17 protein-coding genes and 1 pseudogene are annotated in these 19,354 nt (G+C 72.7%); 10 read left to right on the forward strand and 8 right to left on the reverse strand.

Annotated elements, in window-relative coordinates:
- The 6 genes and pseudogenes from JT723_RS22040 to pssA all read left to right on the forward strand — a co-directional run.
- A pseudogene (locus JT723_RS22040) lies at nt 1–364 on the forward strand (crotonyl-CoA carboxylase/reductase); the annotation flags it as partial.
- Nucleotides 361–2,367 carry an ethylmalonyl-CoA mutase gene (locus tag JT723_RS22045; RefSeq protein WP_205046480.1) on the forward strand — a complete coding sequence of 669 codons (2,007 nt, stop codon included), beginning with the start codon at nt 361–363 and terminating at the stop codon, nt 2,365–2,367. The pseudogene JT723_RS22040 and the gene JT723_RS22045, both read left to right, overlap by 4 nt.
- Before the next feature lie 2 nt (nt 2,368–2,369).
- The gene (locus tag JT723_RS22050) at nt 2,370–2,876 is read left to right on the forward strand and encodes a MaoC family dehydratase (protein ID WP_205046587.1); all 507 of its coding nucleotides are present in this window, start codon (nt 2,370–2,372) and stop codon (nt 2,874–2,876) included.
- Between the two features lie 3 nt (nt 2,877–2,879).
- Nucleotides 2,880–4,094: an acyl-CoA dehydrogenase family protein gene (locus JT723_RS22055; RefSeq protein WP_205046481.1), complete on the forward strand. Its 1,215-nt coding sequence runs from the start codon at nt 2,880–2,882 to the stop codon at nt 4,092–4,094.
- A 181-nt stretch (nt 4,095–4,275) separates the two neighbouring features.
- Entirely contained in the window at nt 4,276–4,923 is a 648-nt protein-coding gene (locus tag JT723_RS22060) for a phosphatidylserine decarboxylase (RefSeq protein ID WP_205046482.1), read from the forward strand.
- Nucleotides 4,910–5,761 carry a CDP-diacylglycerol--serine O-phosphatidyltransferase gene (gene pssA / locus JT723_RS22065; RefSeq protein ID WP_205046483.1) on the forward strand — a complete coding sequence of 284 codons (852 nt, stop codon included), beginning with the start codon at nt 4,910–4,912 and terminating at the stop codon, nt 5,759–5,761. The genes JT723_RS22060 and pssA overlap by 14 nt, the downstream gene beginning before the upstream one ends.
- Nucleotides 5,762–6,536: 775 nt before the next feature.
- Here pssA and JT723_RS22070 read toward each other — a convergent pair.
- On the reverse strand, nt 6,537–7,688 hold the full coding sequence (locus JT723_RS22070; RefSeq protein WP_205046484.1) for a glycerate kinase: 1,152 nt from the start codon (nt 7,686–7,688) through the stop codon (nt 6,537–6,539).
- A 122-nt stretch (nt 7,689–7,810) separates the two neighbouring features.
- Between JT723_RS22070 and JT723_RS22075 the strand changes: the two genes are divergently transcribed.
- Nucleotides 7,811–8,308 (forward strand): NUDIX domain-containing protein, encoded by a 498-nt coding sequence (locus tag JT723_RS22075; RefSeq protein WP_205046485.1) that lies wholly within the window; start codon nt 7,811–7,813, stop codon nt 8,306–8,308.
- 19 nt (nt 8,309–8,327) lie between these two features.
- Here the strand turns inward: JT723_RS22075 and JT723_RS22080 are convergent, their stop codons facing one another.
- Nucleotides 8,328–8,798, reverse strand: coding sequence for an SCP2 sterol-binding domain-containing protein (locus tag JT723_RS22080; RefSeq protein ID WP_205046486.1), 471 nt, complete (start codon nt 8,796–8,798; stop codon nt 8,328–8,330).
- A 327-nt stretch (nt 8,799–9,125) separates the two neighbouring features.
- Here JT723_RS22080 and JT723_RS22085 point away from each other — a divergent pair, with 327 nt between their 5' ends.
- On the forward strand, nt 9,126–9,428 hold the full coding sequence (locus JT723_RS22085; RefSeq protein WP_205046487.1) for a hypothetical protein: 303 nt from the start codon (nt 9,126–9,128) through the stop codon (nt 9,426–9,428).
- A 44-nt stretch (nt 9,429–9,472) separates the two neighbouring features.
- On the opposite strand, the gene JT723_RS22090 is transcribed toward JT723_RS22085, so the two are convergent.
- The 5 genes from JT723_RS22090 to JT723_RS22110 all read right to left on the reverse strand — a co-directional run bounded on the left by JT723_RS22090 (nt 9,473) and on the right by JT723_RS22110 (nt 15,713).
- Nucleotides 9,473–10,903 carry a phytoene desaturase family protein gene (locus JT723_RS22090; RefSeq protein WP_205046488.1) on the reverse strand — a complete coding sequence of 477 codons (1,431 nt, stop codon included), beginning with the start codon at nt 10,901–10,903 and terminating at the stop codon, nt 9,473–9,475.
- Nucleotides 10,904–11,066: 163 nt separating this feature from the next.
- On the reverse strand, nt 11,067–12,080 hold the full coding sequence (locus JT723_RS22095) for a TIGR03842 family LLM class F420-dependent oxidoreductase (RefSeq protein WP_205046489.1): 1,014 nt from the start codon (nt 12,078–12,080) through the stop codon (nt 11,067–11,069).
- A gap of 27 nt (nt 12,081–12,107) precedes the next feature.
- Nucleotides 12,108–13,514: a dihydropyrimidinase gene (gene hydA / locus JT723_RS22100; RefSeq protein WP_205046490.1), complete on the reverse strand. Its 1,407-nt coding sequence runs from the start codon at nt 13,512–13,514 to the stop codon at nt 12,108–12,110.
- Nucleotides 13,511–14,866 carry an aspartate aminotransferase family protein gene (locus tag JT723_RS22105; protein ID WP_205046491.1) on the reverse strand — a complete coding sequence of 452 codons (1,356 nt, stop codon included), beginning with the start codon at nt 14,864–14,866 and terminating at the stop codon, nt 13,511–13,513. The genes hydA and JT723_RS22105 overlap by 4 nt, the downstream gene beginning before the upstream one ends.
- A 4-nt stretch (nt 14,867–14,870) precedes the next feature.
- Nucleotides 14,871–15,713 carry a nitrilase-related carbon-nitrogen hydrolase gene (locus tag JT723_RS22110; RefSeq protein ID WP_205046492.1) on the reverse strand — a complete coding sequence of 281 codons (843 nt, stop codon included), beginning with the start codon at nt 15,711–15,713 and terminating at the stop codon, nt 14,871–14,873.
- 348 nt (nt 15,714–16,061) lie between these two features.
- Here JT723_RS22110 and JT723_RS22115 point away from each other — a divergent pair, with 348 nt between their 5' ends.
- Nucleotides 16,062–16,781 carry a hypothetical protein gene (locus JT723_RS22115; protein WP_205046493.1) on the forward strand — a complete coding sequence of 240 codons (720 nt, stop codon included), beginning with the start codon at nt 16,062–16,064 and terminating at the stop codon, nt 16,779–16,781.
- 8 nt (nt 16,782–16,789) lie between these two features.
- Nucleotides 16,790–17,599 (forward strand): bestrophin-like domain, encoded by an 810-nt coding sequence (locus JT723_RS22120; protein WP_251513491.1) that lies wholly within the window; start codon nt 16,790–16,792, stop codon nt 17,597–17,599.
- A gap of 279 nt (nt 17,600–17,878) precedes the next feature.
- Here JT723_RS22120 and JT723_RS22125 read toward each other — a convergent pair whose 3' ends face one another.
- Nucleotides 17,879–19,066, reverse strand: a complete 1,188-nt coding sequence (locus JT723_RS22125) for a hypothetical protein (RefSeq protein WP_205046494.1) — start codon at nt 19,064–19,066, stop codon at nt 17,879–17,881.
- Nucleotides 19,067–19,354 lie beyond the last annotated feature (288 nt).

Consider the following 19,354-nt stretch of genomic DNA (forward strand, 5'->3'; position numbering starts at 1 on the left):
TGCCTCCACCAGCGGCTACACCCACGAGTACGACAACCGCTACCTGTGGATGAGCCTGAAGAAGATCGTCGGCTCGCACTTCGCCAACTACCGCGAGGCGTGGGAGGCCAACCGCCTGATCGCCAAGGGGAAGATCCACCCCACCCTGTCGCGCACCTACAGCCTGGCCGACACCGGGCAGGCCGCCTACGACGTCCACCGCAACCTCCACCACGGCAAGGTCGGCGTCCTGGCGCTGGCCCCCGAGGAGGGCATGGGAGTGACCGACCCGGTGCTGCGCGAGCAGCACCTGACCTCCATCAACCTCTTCCGCGACGCCTCGGCGGGGCGGGCCGGCACCGCGCACGGCAAGGACAACCGATGACCGCGGGCGAGCCGCGCAAGAAGGACCGGCCGTGGCTGATGCGCACCTACGCGGGCCACTCCACGGCCGAGGCCTCCAACGCGCTCTACCGGCGCAACCTGGACAAGGGCCAGACCGGCCTGTCCGTGGCCTTCGACCTGCCCACGCAGACCGGTTACGACGCCGACCACGTGCTGGCCCGCGGCGAGGTCGGCAGGGTCGGGGTGCCGATCGCGCACCTGGGCGACATGCGGCGGCTGTTCGAGGGCATCCCGCTGGAGCGGATGAACACCTCGATGACCATCAACGCCACCGCCATGTGGCTGCTGGCGCTCTACCAGGTGGTCGCCGAGGAGCAGGGCGCCGACGTCGCCGCGCTGCAGGGCACGACGCAGAACGACATCGTCAAGGAGTACCTGTCCCGCGGGACCCATGTCTTCCCGCCGGAGCCGTCGCTGCGGCTGACCACGGACATGATCACGTACACCGTCCACCACATGCCGCGGTGGAACCCGATCAACATCTGCAGCTACCACCTGCAGGAGGCCGGGGCGACACCGGTGCAGGAGATCGCCTACGCGATGTCCACGGCCGTCGCGGTGCTGGACGCGGTCTTCGCCTCGGGGCAGGTGCCGCAGGAGCGCAGGGGCGAGGTGGTCGGCCGGATCTCCTTCTTCGTCAACGCCGGCGTCCGCTTCGTCGAGGAGATGTGCAAGATGCGCGCCTTCGGGCGCATCTGGGACACCCTCACCCGGGAGCGCTACGGCGTCCAGGACCCCCGGCAGCGGCGCTTCCGCTACGGCGTGCAGGTCAACTCGCTCGGCCTGACCGAGGCGCAGCCGGAGAACAACGTGCAGCGCATCGTGCTGGAGATGCTGGCGGTGACGCTGTCGAAGGACGCCAGGGCGCGCGCGGTCCAACTGCCCGCGTGGAACGAGGCTCTGGGCCTGCCCAGGCCCTGGGACCAGCAGTGGAGCCTGCGCATACAGCAGGTGCTCGCGCACGAGAGCGACCTGCTCGAATACCCCGACATCTTCGACGGCAGCCATGTGGTGGAGGCGAAGGTCGCCGAGCTGGTCGAGCAGGCCACCGCCGAGATGGCACACATCGAGGAGCTGGGCGGTGCGATGGCGGCCGTCGAGTCCGGCTACCTGAAGTCCGAGCTGGTCGCCTCGCACGCCGCCCGCAGGGCACGCATCGAGTCCGGCGAGGAGAAGGTCGTCGGGGTCAACATCCACGAGAGCACCGAGCCCAGCCCGCTGACCGCCGACCTGGACACCGCGATCATGACGGTCGACCCGGCCAACGAGGCCCGGGTGGTGGCCGCGCTGCACGACTGGCGGCTGGGCAGGGACGAGCCGCGCGCACAGGAGGCGCTGACCGCGCTGCGGTCGGCGGCGGCGGGCACCGCCAACCTGATGACGGCGACGCTGGAGTGCGCGCGGGCCGGCGTGACGACCGGTGAGTGGTCATGGGCACTGCGTGACGTCTTCGGCGAGTTCCGGGCGCCCACCGGGGTCGGCGCCGCGCCCGTCGCGGTCGGCGCGGAGGACGGCAGCCCGCTGGCGGAGGTACGCAGCAAGGTCGCGGCCACCGCGAAGGAGCTGGGCGGCGGGCGGCTGCGGCTGCTGGTGGGCAAGCCGGGCCTCGACGGGCACTCCAACGGGGCCGAGCAGATAGCGGTACGCGCCAGGGACGCCGGCTTCGAGGTGGTCTACCAGGGGATCAGGCTCACCCCCGAGCAGATCGTGTCGGCCGCGGTCGCCGAGGACGTGCACTGCGTGGGCCTGTCGATCCTGTCGGGGTCGCATGCCGCACTGGTGCCGGACGTGCTGGAGCGGCTGCGCAGGGCCGGTGTGGACGACATCCCGGTGGTGGTCGGCGGCATCATCCCGGCCGCCGACGCGACCGCCCTGCGGGCCGCCGGTGTGGCGGCGGTGTTCACACCCAAGGACTTCGGTATCACCGGGATCATCGGCCGGATCGTGGACGAGATCCGGCTCGCGAACAAGCTGGAGGTATGACTGTGCAGTTCGGCCGCACATATGAGGAGTTCGAGGTCGGTGCCGTCTACAGGCACTGGCCGGGAAAGACGGTCACGGAATACGACGACCACCTCTTCTGCCTCCTCACCATGAATCACCACCCGCTGCACATGGATGCCAACTACGCGGAGAAGACCACCGACTTCGGCCGCAACGTGGTGGTCGGGAACTACGTCTACTCGCTGCTGCTCGGCATGTCGGTGCCCGACGTGTCCGGCAAGGCCATCGCCAACCTGGAGGTCGAGTCACTGCGGCACGTGGCGCCGACCTTCCACGGCGACACCGTCTACGGCGAGACGACGGTGCTGGACAAGTGGCCCTCGAAGTCCAGGAGCGACCGCGGCATCGTCCAGGTCGAGACCCGCGGGCACAACCAGGACGGCACCCTGGTCTGCGTCTTCCGCCGCAAGGTGATGGTGCCCACCGCCACATATGTCGAGCAGCGCGGCGGGGAGCAGCCCGGCCGCCCGCAGCCGGAGGGGAACTGACACATGGCCGACCGACTCGCGCAGACCGACGGGCTGACCGACGTCCAGCAGGAGATCCTCTCCACGGTGCGCAGCTTCGTGGACAAGGAGATCCTGCCGGTCGCCACCGAGCTGGAACACCGCGACGAATACCCCACCGACATCGTCGAGGGCCTCAAGGACCTCGGCATCTTCGGCCTGATGATCCCCGAGGAGTACGGGGGCCTGGGGGAGTCGCTGCTGACCTACGCGCTGACCGTGGAGGAGATCGCCCGCGGCTGGATGAGTGTGTCCGGGATCATCAACACGCATTTCATCGTGGCCTACATGATCAAGCAGCACGGGACACAGGAGCAGAAGGAGTACTTCCTGCCGCGCATGGCGGCGGGCGAGCTGCGCGGCGCGTTCTCGATGTCCGAGCCGGGCCTGGGCTCCGACGTGTCGGCGATCCGCACCAAGGGCGTACGCGACGGGGACGGCTACGTCGTCAACGGCCAGAAGATGTGGCTGACCAACGGCGGCTCGTCGAACCTGGTCGCGGTGCTGTGCCGCACCGACGAGGGGCAGCCGGAGGACGCGCCCGCGCACCGGTCGATGACCACCTTCCTGATCGAGAAGGAGCCGGGCTTCGGCCCCAACCCGGCGGTGCCCGGCCTGACCGTGCCCGGCAAGATCGACAAGATGGGCTACAAGGGCGTCGACACCACCGAGCTGGTCCTCCAGGACGTCCGGGTGCCCGCGGACCGGGTCCTCGGCGGCACCAGCGGGCGGGGCTTCTACCAGATGATGGACGGGGTCGAGGTGGGCCGGGTCAACGTGGCCGCCCGCGGCTGCGGTGTGGCCAGGCGCGCCTTCGAGCTGGGCATCTCCTACGCGCAGCAGCGGCACACCTTCGGCAAGGCCATCGCCGAGCACCAGGCGATCCAGTTCAAGCTCGCGGAAATGGCCACGAAGGTGGAGGCCGCGCACCAGATGATGGTCAATGCCGCACGCAAGAAGGACTCGGGCGAGCGCAACGACCTGGAAGCGGGAATGGCGAAGTACCTGGCCTCGGAGTTCTGCAAGGAGGTCGTGGAGGACGCCTTCCGCATCCACGGCGGCTACGGCTTCTCCAAGGAGTACGAGATCGAGCGCCTCTACCGGGAGGCGCCGATGCTGCTGATCGGCGAGGGAACCGCAGAGATCCAGAAAATGATCATCGGGAGGAGACTTCTGGAGGAGTACCGAATCCAGGGATAAATGTCCGTATTTGGGATGATTTATCCGAGGGAAAGGTCACACTGCGTCATGGCATAGGCCACCGGAACCAGCCACCGACTCGCCCTTGCGCTTGCCCAGTTGCCGGTGTCAGCCGATACCATCGACCAAAGCCGCCGTCCCCTGAAGCAATTCGCGGCATCCTCCGCTACGAAGGTCTTCCATGCCCCACAGCCATTCCCCTGCACCACGCGGCCGGGTCCGCCTCGCACGTGGCGCATCTCCGTGGCTCCTGCCGACCGTGGCCACCGCGGCGGTCTCCCTTGCCAAAGCGCGGCACTCCGGCCGCTGGGCGTCCGTGGCCGTCCCCGCCACCGCGCTCGCGGCAGGGATGCTGTGGTTCTTCCGCGACCCCGAGCGGGAGATCGCCGACGGCCGGGTCATCAGCCCGGCCGACGGCGTGGTCCAGAGCGTCATGCCGTGGAAGGACGGGCGCACCCGCGTCGCGATCTTCATGAGCCCGCTCAACGTGCACGTCAACCGGGCCCCGCTCACCGGCACGGTCACCTCCGTCGAGCACATCCCCGGCGGGTACGTACCGGCGTTCAACAAGGAGAGCGAGAACAACGAGCGGGTGGTGTGGCACTTCGACACCGACGCGGGCGACATCGAGATGGTGCAGATCGCCGGCGCCGTGGCGCGCCGGATCGTGCCGTACGTGCCGCGCGGCTGCAAGGTCGAGCAGGGCGACCGGATCGGGCTGATCCGCTTCGGCTCCCGGGTCGACGTGTACCTGCCGGCCGGCATCGAAGCGGGTGTCGAGGTCGGGCAGACCACCACGGCTGGGGTGACACGCCTTGACCGTGACTGATCAGGACACAGGGCAGTCCACCTGGGTGTCCGAACTCCAGGACGAGGTCGACGACCTCCCCCTGTCGACCCGGCTGTCCATCGCCGACGCGCTCACCCTGGGCAATGCGATCTGCGGCTTCATGGCCGTGTACTTCACCACCACCGGCGTGCTCGTCCCGCACCTGATGGGCACCAGCGACGGCGGCATGTCCAAGCACAGCGCCGCCACGGCGGTCACGCTGATGCTGCTCGCCTCCGTCTTCGACCTCTTCGACGGCCTGGTGGCGCGCAAGCTGCGCAGCTCGGCCATGGGGGCCGAGCTGGACAACCTCTCCGACCTGATCAGCTTCGGGCTCGCCCCGGCCTACTTCGTGGTCGTGTGGGGACTGGTCGCCGACGACGCGTACGGCAAGGTGTCCGCGGTGGCCGCGGTGCTCGTCGTGCTGGCCGTGGTGCTGCGGCTCGCCCGCTTCTCCTGCACGACGTTGCGGGACGGGGTCTTCCAGGGCATGCCCAGCCCCTTCGGGGCGATGACCGTGGTCTCCGTGGTGCTGCTGGAACTGCCCTTCGCGCCGACCATCGCGGCGATCGTGGGTGTGGCCTGGCTCATGGTGAGCCGGGTCGAGTACCCCAAGCCCCGCGGGCGGCTCGCCGTCGTCACGCTGGCGTGGATCCTGGTCAGCATGGGCTGCCTCACCGCCTGGACACTGGACGTGCCCGGCGGGCACCAGCTGCTACAGACCGGGGCCGCGCTGCAGTGCATGGCCGCGGCGGTGATTCCCTGCTTCGCGACGACGCGGCGGGTGAACACGATGCGGGCCAATCGCCGCGAGGCCCGCGCCGAGGTCATTCGCTAGACCTCGCCTCCTCCTCGCGCCCCCAGGCACCCTCCGCCGCTCCCCGCGGCCGGGGGTGCCTTCGCGTCGGGCAGCGCCCGATCCCCCGGTCACGGCGGGTGTGCGGCTCCCCTTGCGCAGGGGTGCTTTTCAGGGGCGCGGGGAACTGCGCGACCAGCCCACCAACCACGCGCCGGTCGTCACCATCCCGAAGGGGCAATTTCTGTCGGAGACGGACCACCGGCCGGTGGGGTTGAGCGCGCAGTTCCCCGCGCCCCTGAGGTGGTGGCCGCCCGTCATCACGCGCGCCCCCACCGGGGCGCGGGTCGTCACCGGCCCAAAGGGGCTGCTCGGTCCGTGCCGGACCACCGGCCGCGAGCGAAGCGAGATGGGGGCACCCCCAGGCAAAGCCCTGGGGGAGGGCAGGTCGCGCCCACGCGCCGCCAGGCGCAGATCAGATGCAGCCCCGCGCCCCTGAGGGGCACCCCCCTGCGGAAGGGGCACCCTCACAAGCCGCCGCGGCCAGCGGATGGCGCCGTCAGGCGACGGGGCACGCCGCAGGGACCGCGGTCTGGGGTAGGGCGCCGCTCGGGGCGTGGGCGAACCCGCCCCGGAGGGGCTGGGCCGTGTTTTGGAAGTAGCGCCGTCCGCCCACAGGGCGGGCCCCGCGGCGTCCGGTGCGTGCGATCGCAAGGCGGAGGGTCGTCCTCGTAGTGGGCCTACTCGGACGACTCCGACAACGCAGCGAGCGTGCGTGCCAGGCGTCGCGGGGCAGGCGGGACTTCCACAACACGGCCTAGGTGAGGAAGTCGTTGGCCAGGTGGGTGGAGAGGCGTTCGAGGAGGGGGCCGGCCTGCGACATGGAGCGGGCCGGGTCGGGTTCGAGGTCGGAGAGGGCGTAGGCGCGGCGGATGCCGGCCGCGCCGAGGGCGGAGGGGGGGAGGGTGAGGCGGCCGCAGACCGCCACGACGTCGATGCCGCGGGCGCGGGCGGCCGCGGCCACCCCGACCGGCGCCTTGCCGTGCAGCGTCTGCTCGTCGAGCGAGCCCTCACCGGTGATGACGAGCGTGGCCCCGTCGAGGGCCCCCTCGAAGCCGAGGACGTCGAGCAGCACCTCGATCCCGGGCCGGAAGCCGGCGCCCAGGCCGACCAGCGCGCCGAACCCGATACCGCCGGCGGCACCGGCGCCGGGCGCCTCGGCCTGTGCGGTGGCGCCGAGCACCTCGGCGTAGTGGGCGAGAGCGGCGTCCAGGACGGCGACCTCGTCCGCGGTGGCGCCCTTCTGCGGGCCGTAGACGGCCGCGGCGCCCTTCGGGCCGAGCAGCGGGTTGTCGACGTCGCTGGCCAGTACGACGTCGGTGGCGGCCAGCCGCGGGTCGAGGCAGCCGAGGTCGGCGGTGGCGAGGCCGGAGAGGGGGCCGCCGCCCGGCCCGACGGGCTGCCCGGCCGCGTCGAGCAGCCGCGCGCCGAGCGCGGCGAGCATGCCCGCGCCGCCGTCGTTGGTGGCGCTGCCGCCGACGCCGAGCACGATGGTGCGCGCCCCGGCGTCGAGCGCGGCCCGCAGCAGTTCGCCGGTGCCGTACGTGGTGGCCGTCAGTGGTGCGAAGACCCCGGGCGGCAGGTGCCGCAGGCCCGAGGCCTCGGCCATCTCCACCACGGCGGTGCCCTCGCGCAGCGCGTACGCGGCCTCGACGGGATCGCCGAGCGGCCCGGTGACCCGTACCGTCCGCCGTTCGAAGCCGGCGGCGACCGCCGCGTCGACCGTGCCGTCGCCGCCGTCGGCGACGGGCAGTGCGGCCACGTCCAGGCCGGGCACGACGGCCCGCAGCCCTGCCGTGACGTGCTCGGCGACCTGCACGGCGGTCAGCGAGCCCTTGAACTTGTCGGCGGCGATCAGCACGCGCCCCGTCGATTTCCCTGCGGTGTGGGACACCTTCGTCTTCTCCATCCGATACGGAACATCGCGCCGCTCGGACCCTATCCCGGCGTGGGCGCCGTGCCCATGGCCAGCGCGTTCCGTGGCGGCGCGAACACGGCGCGCCGCCGTGGCCGCCGCCGTAGATTGGCGGTATGACGACCGACTACGCCACCTACATCGCCGGTTTGCCGAAGATCCTCGCGGGGGCGAGCATGCTGTGCCGCTCGGCTGACGGGCGGATCCTGATCGTGGAGCCGAACTACCGCGACGACGGGACGTGGACGCTGCCGGGCGGCACGATCGAGTCGGACCGCGAGGAGACCCCGCGTGAGGGCGCGCGCCGGGAGACCGTGGAGGAGATCGGCCTCGACGTGGCGCCGGGCGCCCTGCTGGTGATCGACTGGTCCTCGGCGCCTGGGCGGCCGCCGTCGGTGAGCTACCTCTACGACGGCGGAGTGCTCTCGGCGGAGCAACTGGCCGCGGTGCGGCTGCAGGAGGAGGAGCTGGACTCCTGGCTGCTGATCGACCCGGCCGAGGTGGACCGCTACTTCGGGCCGGGCCAGGCGGGCCGTGTCCGTGCCGCGCTGGCGGCGCTGGCCGCGGGCACCGGTCCCGCGGAGCTGGTCGACGGCCGTCCCGCGGCAGGGTGAAGGCGGGAGTGACCGGGGCTCAGGGCTTGGGGATGTCGAAGTAGTAGGTGAGGCTGCCGGCGAGCCGGATGTCGCCCTTGAGCTTGAGCTTGCGGGTGAAGAAGAGGGTGGGTCCCGAGGCGTTGCCCGACACCAGGCGGAGGAATTCGGGGGCGGCCATGGTGAGGCTCAACTGCGGTTCGCGGTCGGTGCGTTCCGGGGTGACGGTGCAGGTGCCGCCGCCGATGTGCGTCTCGTAGACGTCGTCGGCGCCGCCGTCGGCCGCGGTGATGCGCCAGCGGATCAACGCGTCCTTGCCTGCGGCGGCGTCCGGCTTGAAGAGGGTGTGCATCCGGCCGAAGACCTCGTCGAGCACGCGCCGGCGCTGCGGTCCGCCCATCAGCTCGGCAATCCGCCGGGTGGGCAGGCCCTTGACGATCCCGGCGAACTCCGCGGGCCCGACCGAGCCGAAGTCGAGGGTCTCCAGGTCGAGGTCGTCCGCTGCGGCCATCGTCCACCTTCCTTACTCCAGAGTAAACTTACCGGTGAGTAAGACTAGTTTCCGTACGTTCCGGTGACAACCCGCACCCGGCGCGGGCGACCGGGTCAGCGGAAGATCCGCGAATGGGCCGGAAAGCGGCGACACAGAGCAACCTTTACCCCTATGCTTCCGGTTCGGCACTTCCGAACTGCCCGCAGCCAGGGGTGCCTTGCGGCCTGAGCCGCTTTCCTCGGCATGCCCCCACGCACCCGACGCGGCCCTCGAAGGCCGCATGTCGCGTTTGCCGGGCTGCCCTTCCCCACCGCTCGCGTTCCACCACCGAAAGGCGCACATCCCATGTCCCAGCCCCAGACCCTCGGCAACGGCCAGAACACCTCGTGGGAGAAGTTCTGGTACGTGCTCGGCTGCATCTACTTCGGCGCCTACTACCTGTCCAAGGTCCCGGCGAAGAAGGCCCTCAGCGAGTACGGCCTGGTGGAGATGACCAGCGCCGAGAAGTTCTGGTACGTCGTGCTGTGCATCTTCGTCGGTCTCGGCTACTTCAACAAGGTCATCATGAAGCGCGCGCTGTCCGAGGTCCGCTTCGCCGCCCCGCAGGCCTTCGCGGCCCCGGCCGGCCAGCCGCCGTACGGCGCCTGACGCCGCCGGCAGCGCGGCCCGGCAGGCGCCTCCCGCCAGGGGTGTCAGCGCCGGGCCGCGCGCCGCAGGTGCCGCAGGACGGCACGGGCCGCGTTGTGGCCGCTCATACCGTGCACGCCGGGACCCGGCGGGGTCGCGGACGAGCACAGGAAGACCCCGGGCCGCCGGGTCGCGTACGGCACCGCGGCGAGCCGCGGGCGCAGCACCGCCTGCAGGCCCGCGAAGGCGCCGCAGGCAACGTCGCCGCCCACGTAGTTGGCGTTGCGCGCGGCCAGTCCCGCGGGGCCGGTGACGGCGCGGGCCAGCACCAGGTCGCGGAAGCCCGGCGCGAAGCGCTCGATCTGCCGCTCGACGGCGTCGGTGGCGTCGCCGTGCCAGTCGTGCGGGACGTGCCCGTAGGCCCAGAAGACGTGCTTGCCCTCCGGCGCCCGTGACGGGTCCACCACGGTGGGCTGCGAGGTGATCAGGAACGGGGTGTGCGGCGGGCGCCCGGTGACCGCCCGGTTCAGCGCGTCGCCGATCTCGGTGTAGGTCGGGCCGACGTGGATGGTGCCGGCCCGCCTGGCCGGCTCGGCCGTCCACGGGACGGGTCCTTCCAGGGCGTAGTCGATCTTGAAGACCGAGGGGCCGTAGCGGTAGCCGCGGTAGGCGTCGCCGAGCGCGGCGATCCTGGCCAGCGCGGTCGGCGAGGTGTCGAAGACATAGGCCCTGGCCGGCGGCAGCTCGTCCAGCTTGCGCACGGTCACGCCGGTGCGGATCTCGCCGCCCAGCTCGGTCAGGTACCCGGCCAGCGCGTCGGAGATCGCCTGCGAGCCGCCGCGGGCCACCGGCCAGCCCCGCTCGTGCGCCGCCAGCGCGAACATCATCGCCATCGCCCCGGTGAAGGGCTGGCTCAGCCGGGAGATCGCGTGCCCCGCGAGCCCGGCGAGCATCCCGCGGGCCTTGGCGTCGCGGAAGCGCAGCGCCAGCAGCGAGGCGGGCGGGGTGCCGGTCAGCCCGAAGCGCAGGAAGCGGTAGGGGTCGCGGGGTATGCCCGCCCACTGCGGGCGGAAGAAGTCCGCGGCGATGGTGTCCCAGTGGCCGGTGTAGGGCGCCATCAGCTTGCGGTACGTGCCCGCGTCGCGCGGCCCCAGCGACGCGGCGGTCTCGCCGACCGTACGGCCGAGCACCGCGGCGGTGCCGTCGGGGAAGGGGTGCGCCATCGGCACCTCGGGCTGCACCCACTCCAGGCCGTGCCTGGCCAGCGGCAGCGCCTGGAAGGCGGGCGAGCCGATGCCGAAGGGGTGCACGGCCGAGCAGGGGTCGTGCCGGAAGCCCGGCAGCGTCAGCTCCTCGGTGCGCGCGCCGCCGCCCACGGTGTCCGCGGCCTCGTAGACCTGCACGCTCAGGCCCGCGCGGGCCAGTTCGACCGCGGCGGTCAGCCCGTTGGGTCCCGCGCCGACGACCACCGCGTCGGCGACCACGGCCCGCCTCACGGCCGGGCCGCCGTCCGGCCGGCCGGGTTGTGCTGCACACCGACTCCGTTGCCCATGGCGCCATCCAACCAGACGCCGGGGCAGCGTGGTTCCGCACCCCGCAAGGCACCCGGCAGGGCACCCCGCCCCGCCTCCCGCCCGGCCTCCCGCACCGCCGCCGCCCTCACGACAGTGCGGGGATGACCTGCTCGCCGTAGGCGTCGACGACCGCCTCCTTGGCGTCGTGCATGTCGTAGACGGCGAAGTGGTCGACGCCCAGGTCGCGCAGCGCCTCCAGCTTTTCGACATGCGCCTGCGGCGGGCCGATCAGGCAGAAGCGGTCCACGATCTCGTCGGGCACGAAGGCGGTGTCGGGATTGCCGCTGCGGCCGTGGTGGGCGTAGTCGTAGCCCTGCCGCTGCTTGATGTACGCCGTCAGCTCGTCGGGGACCAGCCCGGAGTGCTCGCCGTAGCGGCCGACCAGGTCGGCGACGTGGTTGCCGACCATGCCGCCGAACCAGCGGCACTGCTCGCGGGCGTGCGCCAGGGCCTGCGGGGAGTCGTCGGCGGTGACGTAGGCGGGGGCGGCGACGCAGACGGTGACGGACGCCGGGTCGCGGCCGGCCGACTCGGCCGCCGCCCTGACCGCCTTGACCATCCACTCGGTGAGGTAGACGTCGGCGAGCTGCAGGATGAAGCCGTCGGCCAGCTGCCCGGCCATGGCCAGCGCCTTGGGGCCGTACGCGGCCATCCACACCGGCAGCCGGCCGTCCTCGACCCACGGGATGCGCAGCGCGGTGCCGTCGACCACCGCCTCGCGGCCCTCGGCGAGGTCGCGGATGGCGGTGATGGCCTCGCCGAGCCTGGCCAGGGTGTTGGGCGGGCGGCCCGCAACCCGCATCGCCGAGTCGCCGCGGCCGATGCCGCACACCGTGCGGTTGCCGTACATGGAGTTGAGGGTCGCGAAGGTGGAGGCGGTCACCTCCCAGGTGCGGGTGCCCGGGTTGGTGACCATGGTGCCCACGGTGAGCCGCTCGGTGTGGTCCAGGATGCGGCTGTGGATGACGAACGGCTCCTGCCACAGCACGGCGGAGTCGAAGGTCCAGCCGTGGGTGAATCCGTTGCGCTCGGCACGCCGCATCAGCTCGACGACGTCGGACGCGGGCGGGTCGGTCTGCAGTACGAGGCCGAAGTCCATGGCCGCACTCCTTTCGTGACGGGGGGCTCAGAGGTACTGGCAGATGCCGCGCGGGGTGTACTGGCCGTGTCCCGCCCGGCCGACGTACGCCTGCTGCTCGATCACCGGGACGCCGCGGGAGAGCACGGTCTCGACCCGGCCGGTGAGCCGGCGGCCCTCGTAGGCGGAGTAGTCGACGTTCATGTGGTGGGTGCTCGCCGACAGCGTCTGCTCGGCGTGCGGGTCGTAGACCACGACGTCCGCGTCCGCGCCCGGGGCGATGGTGCCCTTGCGCGGGTAGAGGCCGAACATCCGGGCGGGGGCGGCGCAGGCGATGTCGATCCAGCGGCGGCGGGTGATGTGCCCGTCGACCACGGCCTGGTGGAGCAGGTCCATGCGGTGCTCGACGCCCGGCATGCCGTTGGGGATCTTCGAGAAGTCGCCGCGGCCCATCTCCTTCTGCCCCGAGAAGCAGAACGGGCAGTGGTCGGTGGAGACCACCTGGAGGTCGTCGGTGCGCAGTCCCCGCCACAGCGCGGCCTGGTGCTCGCGCGGGCGCAGCGGCGTACTGCACACGTACTTGGCGCCCTCGAAGTCCGGCTCCGCCAGGTTGTCCGTGGACAGGAACAGGTACTGCGGGCAGGTCTCGCCGAAGACCGGCAGGCCGAGGTCGCGGGCCGCGGCCAGTTCCGCGACGGCCTGCTCGGCCGAGACGTGCACCACGTAGAGCGGGGAGCCGGCGACCCGGGCCAGCTGGACCGCGCGGTGGGTGGCCTCGGCCTCCAGCAGCGCATGCCGCACCTCGCCGTGGTAGCGGGGGTCGGTCTTCCCCGCGGCGAGCGCCTGCTGCACCAGGACGTCGATGGCGATGCCGTTCTCGGCGTGCATCATCACCAGGCCGCCGTTGCCGGAGGCGCGCTGCATGGCGCGCAGGATCTGCCCGTCGTCGCTGTAGAAGACGCCCGGGTAGGCCATGAACATCTTGAAGCTGGTGACGCCCTCCTCGACCAGGGTGTCCATCTCGGCGAGCGTCTTGTCGTTGACGTCGGCGACGATCATGTGGAAGCCGTAGTCGATGGCGCACTGGGCGTCGGCCTTGGCGTGCCACGCGTCGAGCCCGGCACGCAGCGAGGCGCCCACGCCCTGGATCGCGAAGTCCACGACGGTCGTGGTGCCGCCCCAGGCGGCGGCCCTGGTGCCGGTCTCGAAGGTGTCGGACGCGGTGGTGCCGCCGAAGGGCATCTGCATGTGGGTGTGCCCGTCGACACCGCCGGGGATGACGTACTTGCCGGTGGCGTCGATGACGGTCCCCGCGGTCCAGCCGGCCGCGGTGTCGCTGTCGTGCGCGGCGAGCGCGGCGATCCTGCCGCCCTCGATCAGGACGTCGGCGTGCATCTCGTCGGCGGCGGTGACGACCAGGCCGCCGCGGACGACGGTACGGTCTGCGGTGCTCATACGGTGATGCCTCCCGTGCCGGCCGCCGCCGGGCTCTCCAGTGCGGTCTGCGCCGCCTTCAGCGCCGCTTCGAGCGCGGCGGCGCCCTCCTCGGCCTCCGCGACGGTCAGCGACAGCGGCGGGGCGATCCGCAGCACGTTGCCCGCCCTGCCGCCCTTGCCGATGAGCAGGCCCTGCTCCCTGGCCGCCTCCAGGACCAGGCCCGCGGCCTGCGCGGACGGCTGGCCGGTGCCGGGCACGACGAGTTCGACGCCCAGCATCAGGCCGCGCCCGCGCACCTCGCGCACCACGCCGAGTCCCGCCCCGACGGACTCGAGCCGGGCCTTGAGCAGGCCGCCGACCCGGCGGGCGTTGCCGGGCAGGTCGTGGTCGATGAGGTAGCCGAGGTTGGCCAGGGCGGCAGCGGCGGTGACCGGGCTGCCGCCGAAGGTGGAGATCGAGTTGGCGGTCAGGCAGTTCATCACCTCGGCGCGGGCCACGACACCGCCCATCGACATGCCGTTGCCGATGCCCTTGGCGAAGGTGAGGATGTCCGGCGGACCGGCCTCGCCGTGCGCCTGCCAGCCCCAGAAGTGCTCGCCCGTGCGGCCCCAGCCGGTCTGCACCTCGTCGGTGATCCACAGGATGCCGTGCCGGTCGAGCACCTGCTTGAAGGCCGCGAACAGCCCGTCGGGCGGCAGGGTGAAGCCGCCGACGCCCTGGACGGGTTCCGCGATCAGCGCGGCGACCGTGCCGCCGGCCTGCCCGAGCACGTCTTCGAGGTCGGCGACGCAGGCGGTGACGAACTCGGCGTCCGACAGGTGCGCGTACGGCCCGCGGCTGCGCACCCCGCCGTGCACGTACAGCGTCTGCAGCGGCGACAGGCTGGTCGGCGACCAGGCCGAGTTGCCGGTGATGCCGATCGCGCTGAAGGACCTGCCGTGGTAGCTGTTGCGCAGCGCCAGGATCTGGTTGGACCTGCGGTACGACGTCGCCAGCAGCAGCGCGGTGTCGTTGGCCTCGGTGCCGGAGGTGGTGAAGAAGACCCGCGCGTCGGGGATGCCGGACAGCCGCGCGATCCGCTCGGCCAACTCGACGGCCTGGCTGCTCAGATACAGCGTCGAGGAGTGCAGCAGCCTGCCCGCCTGGTCCGCGACGGCCGCGGCGACCTCGGGCAGGGCGTGCGCGGTCATCGTGGTGAGGATGCCGCCGAAGAAGTCCAGGTAGCGGTTGCCCTCGGCGTCCCAGACGTGGCGGCCCTCGCCGTGGGTCAGCTCGATCGGCTGCGCATAGTACGTGGCCAGCCAGTCCGGCAGCACCGCCTGGTGCCGTGCGTGCAGGGCGGCATGGGTGCCCGCGGTTCCGTTCGCCATCGGCTCAGGCCTCCGTCAGGTCGCCGTAGGCGTCGGGCCTGCGGTCGCGGTAGAAGGCCCACTGGTTGCGGACCTCGTCGATCAGGCCGAAGTCCAGGTCGCGGACCAGCAGTTCCTCCTTGCTGTCGGAGGCGGTGCCGTCCACGAACTGCCCGCGCGGGTCGACGAAGTAGCTGGTGCCGTAGAAGTCGTTGTCGCCGTACTCCTCGCGGCCCACCCGGTTGATCGCGGCGACGAAGTACTCGTTGGCGACGGCGGCGGCCGGCTGCTCCAGCTGCCACAGGTACGCGGAAAGGCCGCGGCTGGTGGCGCTCGGGTTGTACACCAGCTGCGCGCCCGCCAGGCCGAGCGCGCGCCAGCCCTCGGGGAAGTGCCGGTCGTAGCAGATGTAGACGCCGATCCTGCCGACCGCGGTGTCGAAGACCGGCCAGCCCAGATTGCCCGGTTTGAAGTAGTACTTCTCCCAGAAGCCGGACACCTGCGGGATGTGGTGCTTGCGGTACTTGCCGAGGAAGCTGCCGTCCGCGTCGATGACCGCGGCGGTGTTGAAGTAGACCCCCGGCTGCTCGACCTCGAAGACCGGCACGACGATCACCATGCCCGTCTCCCGGGCGAGTTCCTGCATGCGCCGCACCGTCGGCCCGTCGGGCACCGCTTCCGCCCACCGGTAGTGCTCGGCCTCCTGCACCTGGCAGAAGTAGGGGGCGTTGAAGACCTCCTGGAAACCGATCACCTTCGCGCCCTGCGCGGCGGCGGCTCTCGCGTGTTCCTCGTGCTTGGCGATCATGCTCTCGGTGTCACCGGTCCAGGTCGCCTGGACCAGCGCGGCACGCACGACATTGCTCATGGCAGCAGCTCCTCTGACGCGACGTCACGCCGGTTCTACGCACGTAGATCCCCGCCGTCCGACGAACGTAAGTCCCTCGCCCCACTCTGACAAGGCCCCCGCCGTTACCGCCTGACGTCACCGATGTTTCGCCCGCGCCCGACCCATACGGCGCACTGCACCCCGGCCGGTGGCTTGAAGCAGCTCATGGCCCCAGGGGCGGTGCGGGGCACGTTCGAGGGGCGCGCCGTGCGGGGCCGGACCCCGCGGGCGGGCGAATCGAACGGCCGCGGATGCGCTGCGCGTACTTCCCGCCATAGTCAGCCATTCGGCTGAGCAGGCGGAAAATACGCATTTACCGTACGGAATGTGAAAGCTGTACGTCGGAGGAAGGTGGCGTGCCGTGGCGCGGCCGTCATCGCCGCGCCTTTGCTGGTGCTGCTCGCCGCGCCGTCGTCCGCGCCTGCGGCGCCGCAATCCGGCCCCGGCCCCGGCTTCGGCGGAGTGTCGGTGGGGGTCGGGTGCGGGCCGGGCGGCGGCTGCGGCATCGCCGTGACCCTGTGCGACGGCCACGGGCACGCCACGGATGTGCTGCGGCTGATCGCCGCGGTGCCGCTGCTGCCGCCCGGACGGCTGGGCGTACGGGTGGGGGGCGCGTGCCCGTCCCGTACGCCGACGGCTCCGCCTACGGTGCCGACGAGTCCGCCGACGGTGCCGCCGAGCGGGCCGCCGACGGTGCCGGACTCGCCGCCCCCGGGTACGCGGCCGCCGGGTACGCCACCCGGTACGGCGCCGCCTGCGACGCCGGGTGCGCCTTCGGGGGTGCCGTCAGGTGCCGCGCCCCGGGTGGCGGTGCCGCGGGCGGTGGCCTCCCGGGCCGGGGCCGCGGAGGTGGTCGTGACCCGGACCCGTACGCCGGCGTCACCTGTGCCGTCGCCCTCCGTCAGCTCCCCGTACCCGGTCGCCGGCGGACCCTACCCGCAGGGCGCGGGCGACGGCACGCGCTGGTGGCTCATGACCATGGCCGTCGTCCTGCTGCCCGCGGTACTCGCCGCACTCCCCTTCCGCCACGTCCGGCGCCGTCACTGAGGAGTTCCGTGTCCCCGTACGCCGTGCCCCTGCTGTCCACCCTCGGCGGCGCCGCCTTCGCCTACCTCCTCGGCCGCTTCCTCGGCCGGCACGGCATCACCCCGGAAGGCGACTTCGGCGGTCAGGCGCTCAGCCTCATCGGTGCGGTGCTGCTCAGCTCCTTCATCCTGCTCACCGGCTTCCAGGTCGCCGGCAGCTGGTCCGCGCTCAGCAACGCGCGCAGCGGTACGTACGACGAGGCGCGGGCGCTCACCGACACCTACTGGGACGCCGGCGGCCTCGCCGCGGGCGACCGCACCGCCGTACGGGCGCTGCTGCGGCAGTACACGCGGGACGTACGCACCGCGGAATTCCCCGAACTCGCGCGCGGGCGCACCAGTCCCGCCGCCTGGCAGGCCCTCGACCGCGTGCGCGGGGCCGTCAGGGCGGCGGGTGCCGCCAGGCCAGAGCAGGCGGCGGCCAAAGCGGCCGCGCAGACGTCGCTGGCGACCGTGTACGAAACGCGGTCCGATCGCGCCGCCGCGGTCAAGGCGGGCATACCGCGGGTCGTCTGGTTCGCGATGGTCGCGTCCGGGGCCTTCCTGATCGCCTTCCCGGCCGTGCTCGGCCTCACCTCGACCGCCCGGCACCTCGTCGCCGTCTCCTTCGCCGGTGCCGCGGTCGCCTTCGCGATCGTGCTCGCCGCACAGCTCAACCACTCCTTTCGGGAGCCGTTCGGTGTCACCCGGGCGGCTTTCGTCTTCGCGGAAGCCCGCTTCACCCAAATCGACTCCCCCGCCGTCATGGCCGGTCGCGCCGTTCCCCGCGCCCCCGGGTGATTGCCACTTGCTGTGGCGTTGCCTTCTTCCCCGCTCCTCGGGCTGGGCGCGCAGTTCCCCGCGCCCTTTTGGCTTGCCCTCTTCCCGCGGAGACGGCGCTTTCAGGGGGCGCCCTCTGTGCGAGAGGGGGAGCGTTTTCAGGGGCGCGGGGAACTGCGCGACCAGCCAGGACGGCGGGAAAGGCGACGGGCACCGCAAGTGGCACCCACCCGGGGGCGCGGGGAACTGCCTGCGCAACCCACCGGCGGGGGAAGGGGGGCCGCCCGCCGCGAGGCGGGGTCAGGGGCGGGTGAGAGCCGCGGCCAGGTCGCGGTGACACGGCGGGGAGACGCGGGCCGCGGCGGCGAGGAGGGCCGCGGTGAGAGAAGGCCTGGCGCGAGCCACCGCAGCCGTGGCCTCGGCGGAGCGCCCGCGGGCGACGGTCTCGAGGAGTTCGCCGGACTCGCCGGCGAGTCCGGCCCCGTCGAGGAGTTCGGCGACCAGCGCCACCTCCCCCGCAGCCCGCGCAGCGACCTGGTGGAGGAGGGTGCGGGAGTCCCCGCCGCGCCCGTCCGAGGCAAGCGCGGCCACCGCTTCTGCGACGGACTGCGGCGGGAGCGCCGCGATCTCCCAGAGCAGGGTGGCGACGTCGGCGCCGAGCCCGGTGCGTTCCAACTCCCGTACGACGTAAGGGATGCGGTCGGCCGGCCCTTCCGCGGCCGCGCACAGCACGAGGTAGGCGGCACCGCTGTCGCCGGTGTGCCGCAGCCGGCCGAGCTGGGCGGCGACGGCCCGGGCCTCGGCGACCCAGCGCGGATCGACGGCCGTACGGGCGGGCGCTACGGCCTCCTGCGGCGCTCCTGCGAACCGCGCACCCCGCGGCGCCGCACCGGGCGCGGCGGGTGCCGCGGGCGCCGCCACCGGCGCCTCGGGCGCCCCGGCAAATCGCGCACCGCGGGGCGCCCGCGCGCTCCGGGGCGCATCCGTACCGGCGGGCGGGACGGCCGGCACCGGAGCGGGCGCCCCCGCGAACCGAGCCCCCCGCGGCGCCGCACGGGGCACGGCGGGAGCCGCGGGTGCCACCGGCGGAGGAGCCGCCGCCGGCGCCTCGGGCGCCCCCGCGAACCGCGCACCCCGGGGTGTCCGCCCGGCGCCGGGCGGGTCCACCGGGGGCGGCGGGAGGGTGAGGAGGGCGGACACGGCGGTGAGGCGGTGGTGGAGGTCGGTGCAGCGGTTGGTGGTGCGGGTCAGGGCGGCCCGGGTCTGGGCCAGGGCCTGGGCTCGGGCGGGGGTGGGTTGGTGGGCGTAGGCCCGGGCCGCTTCGCGTGCCAGGGCCATGGCGGAGTCGCGGGCCTCGTTGGCCGCGCCGAGCCGTACCCGCAGGCGTGCCTCGGCGCCGGGCCGTGCGTCTTCCTCCGCGACGGCGGCGCGGTACAGCGCATAGGCCCGCCCCACCTCGGCCTGGTCGACGGCGAGCGCCCGCAACATGTCCCCGACCACATCCCACGGCGGCACCTCCTCCCAGCCCACCCCACCAGCACCGGCCGCCCCCGCGCCCTCCCCCCATGCCGCAGCACCCTCAGCCGACGAGCCGGCGCCAGTCGCACCCCAGGCCCCAGCCCCCTCGACCGGCGCGCCGGCACCAGCCGCGCCCCAGGCCCCAGCCCGCTGCCCTGACCGCTCGCCGCCAGCCGCACCCTCCGGCGGCGCGCCGGCGCGCACCGCACCCCCACCCCAGCCCGGCGCGCCCGCGCCAGGCGCAGCCTCGGACCAGGA

It is taken from the genome of Actinacidiphila bryophytorum (assembly GCF_016916835.1).
Classification (GTDB): Bacteria; Actinomycetota; Actinomycetes; order Streptomycetales; family Streptomycetaceae; genus Actinacidiphila; species Actinacidiphila bryophytorum.

Excerpts from the sequence above, each read along its gene's own strand:
- JT723_RS22060 (WP_205046482.1), top strand. The coding sequence starts at position 4,276 with ATGCCCCACAGCCATTCCCCTGCACCACGCGGCCGGGTCCGCCTCGCA.
- JT723_RS22125 (WP_205046494.1), bottom strand. The coding sequence starts at position 19,066 with ATGTTGCGGGCGCTCGCCGTCGACCAGGCCGAGGTGGGGCGGGCCTAT.
- JT723_RS22095 (WP_205046489.1), bottom strand. The coding sequence starts at position 12,080 with ATGGACTTCGGCCTCGTACTGCAGACCGACCCGCCCGCGTCCGACGTC.
- JT723_RS22075 (WP_205046485.1), top strand. The coding sequence starts at position 7,811 with ATGACGACCGACTACGCCACCTACATCGCCGGTTTGCCGAAGATCCTC.
- hydA (WP_205046490.1), bottom strand. The coding sequence starts at position 13,514 with ATGAGCACCGCAGACCGTACCGTCGTCCGCGGCGGCCTGGTCGTCACC.
- JT723_RS22080 (WP_205046486.1), bottom strand. The coding sequence starts at position 8,798 with ATGGCCGCAGCGGACGACCTCGACCTGGAGACCCTCGACTTCGGCTCG.
- JT723_RS22045 (WP_205046480.1), top strand. The coding sequence starts at position 361 with ATGACCGCGGGCGAGCCGCGCAAGAAGGACCGGCCGTGGCTGATGCGC.
- JT723_RS22070 (WP_205046484.1), bottom strand. The coding sequence starts at position 7,688 with ATGGAGAAGACGAAGGTGTCCCACACCGCAGGGAAATCGACGGGGCGC.
- JT723_RS22110 (WP_205046492.1), bottom strand. The coding sequence starts at position 15,713 with ATGAGCAATGTCGTGCGTGCCGCGCTGGTCCAGGCGACCTGGACCGGT.
- JT723_RS22085 (WP_205046487.1), top strand. The coding sequence starts at position 9,126 with ATGTCCCAGCCCCAGACCCTCGGCAACGGCCAGAACACCTCGTGGGAG.
- JT723_RS22105 (WP_205046491.1), bottom strand. The coding sequence starts at position 14,866 with ATGGCGAACGGAACCGCGGGCACCCATGCCGCCCTGCACGCACGGCAC.
- JT723_RS22055 (WP_205046481.1), top strand. The coding sequence starts at position 2,880 with ATGGCCGACCGACTCGCGCAGACCGACGGGCTGACCGACGTCCAGCAG.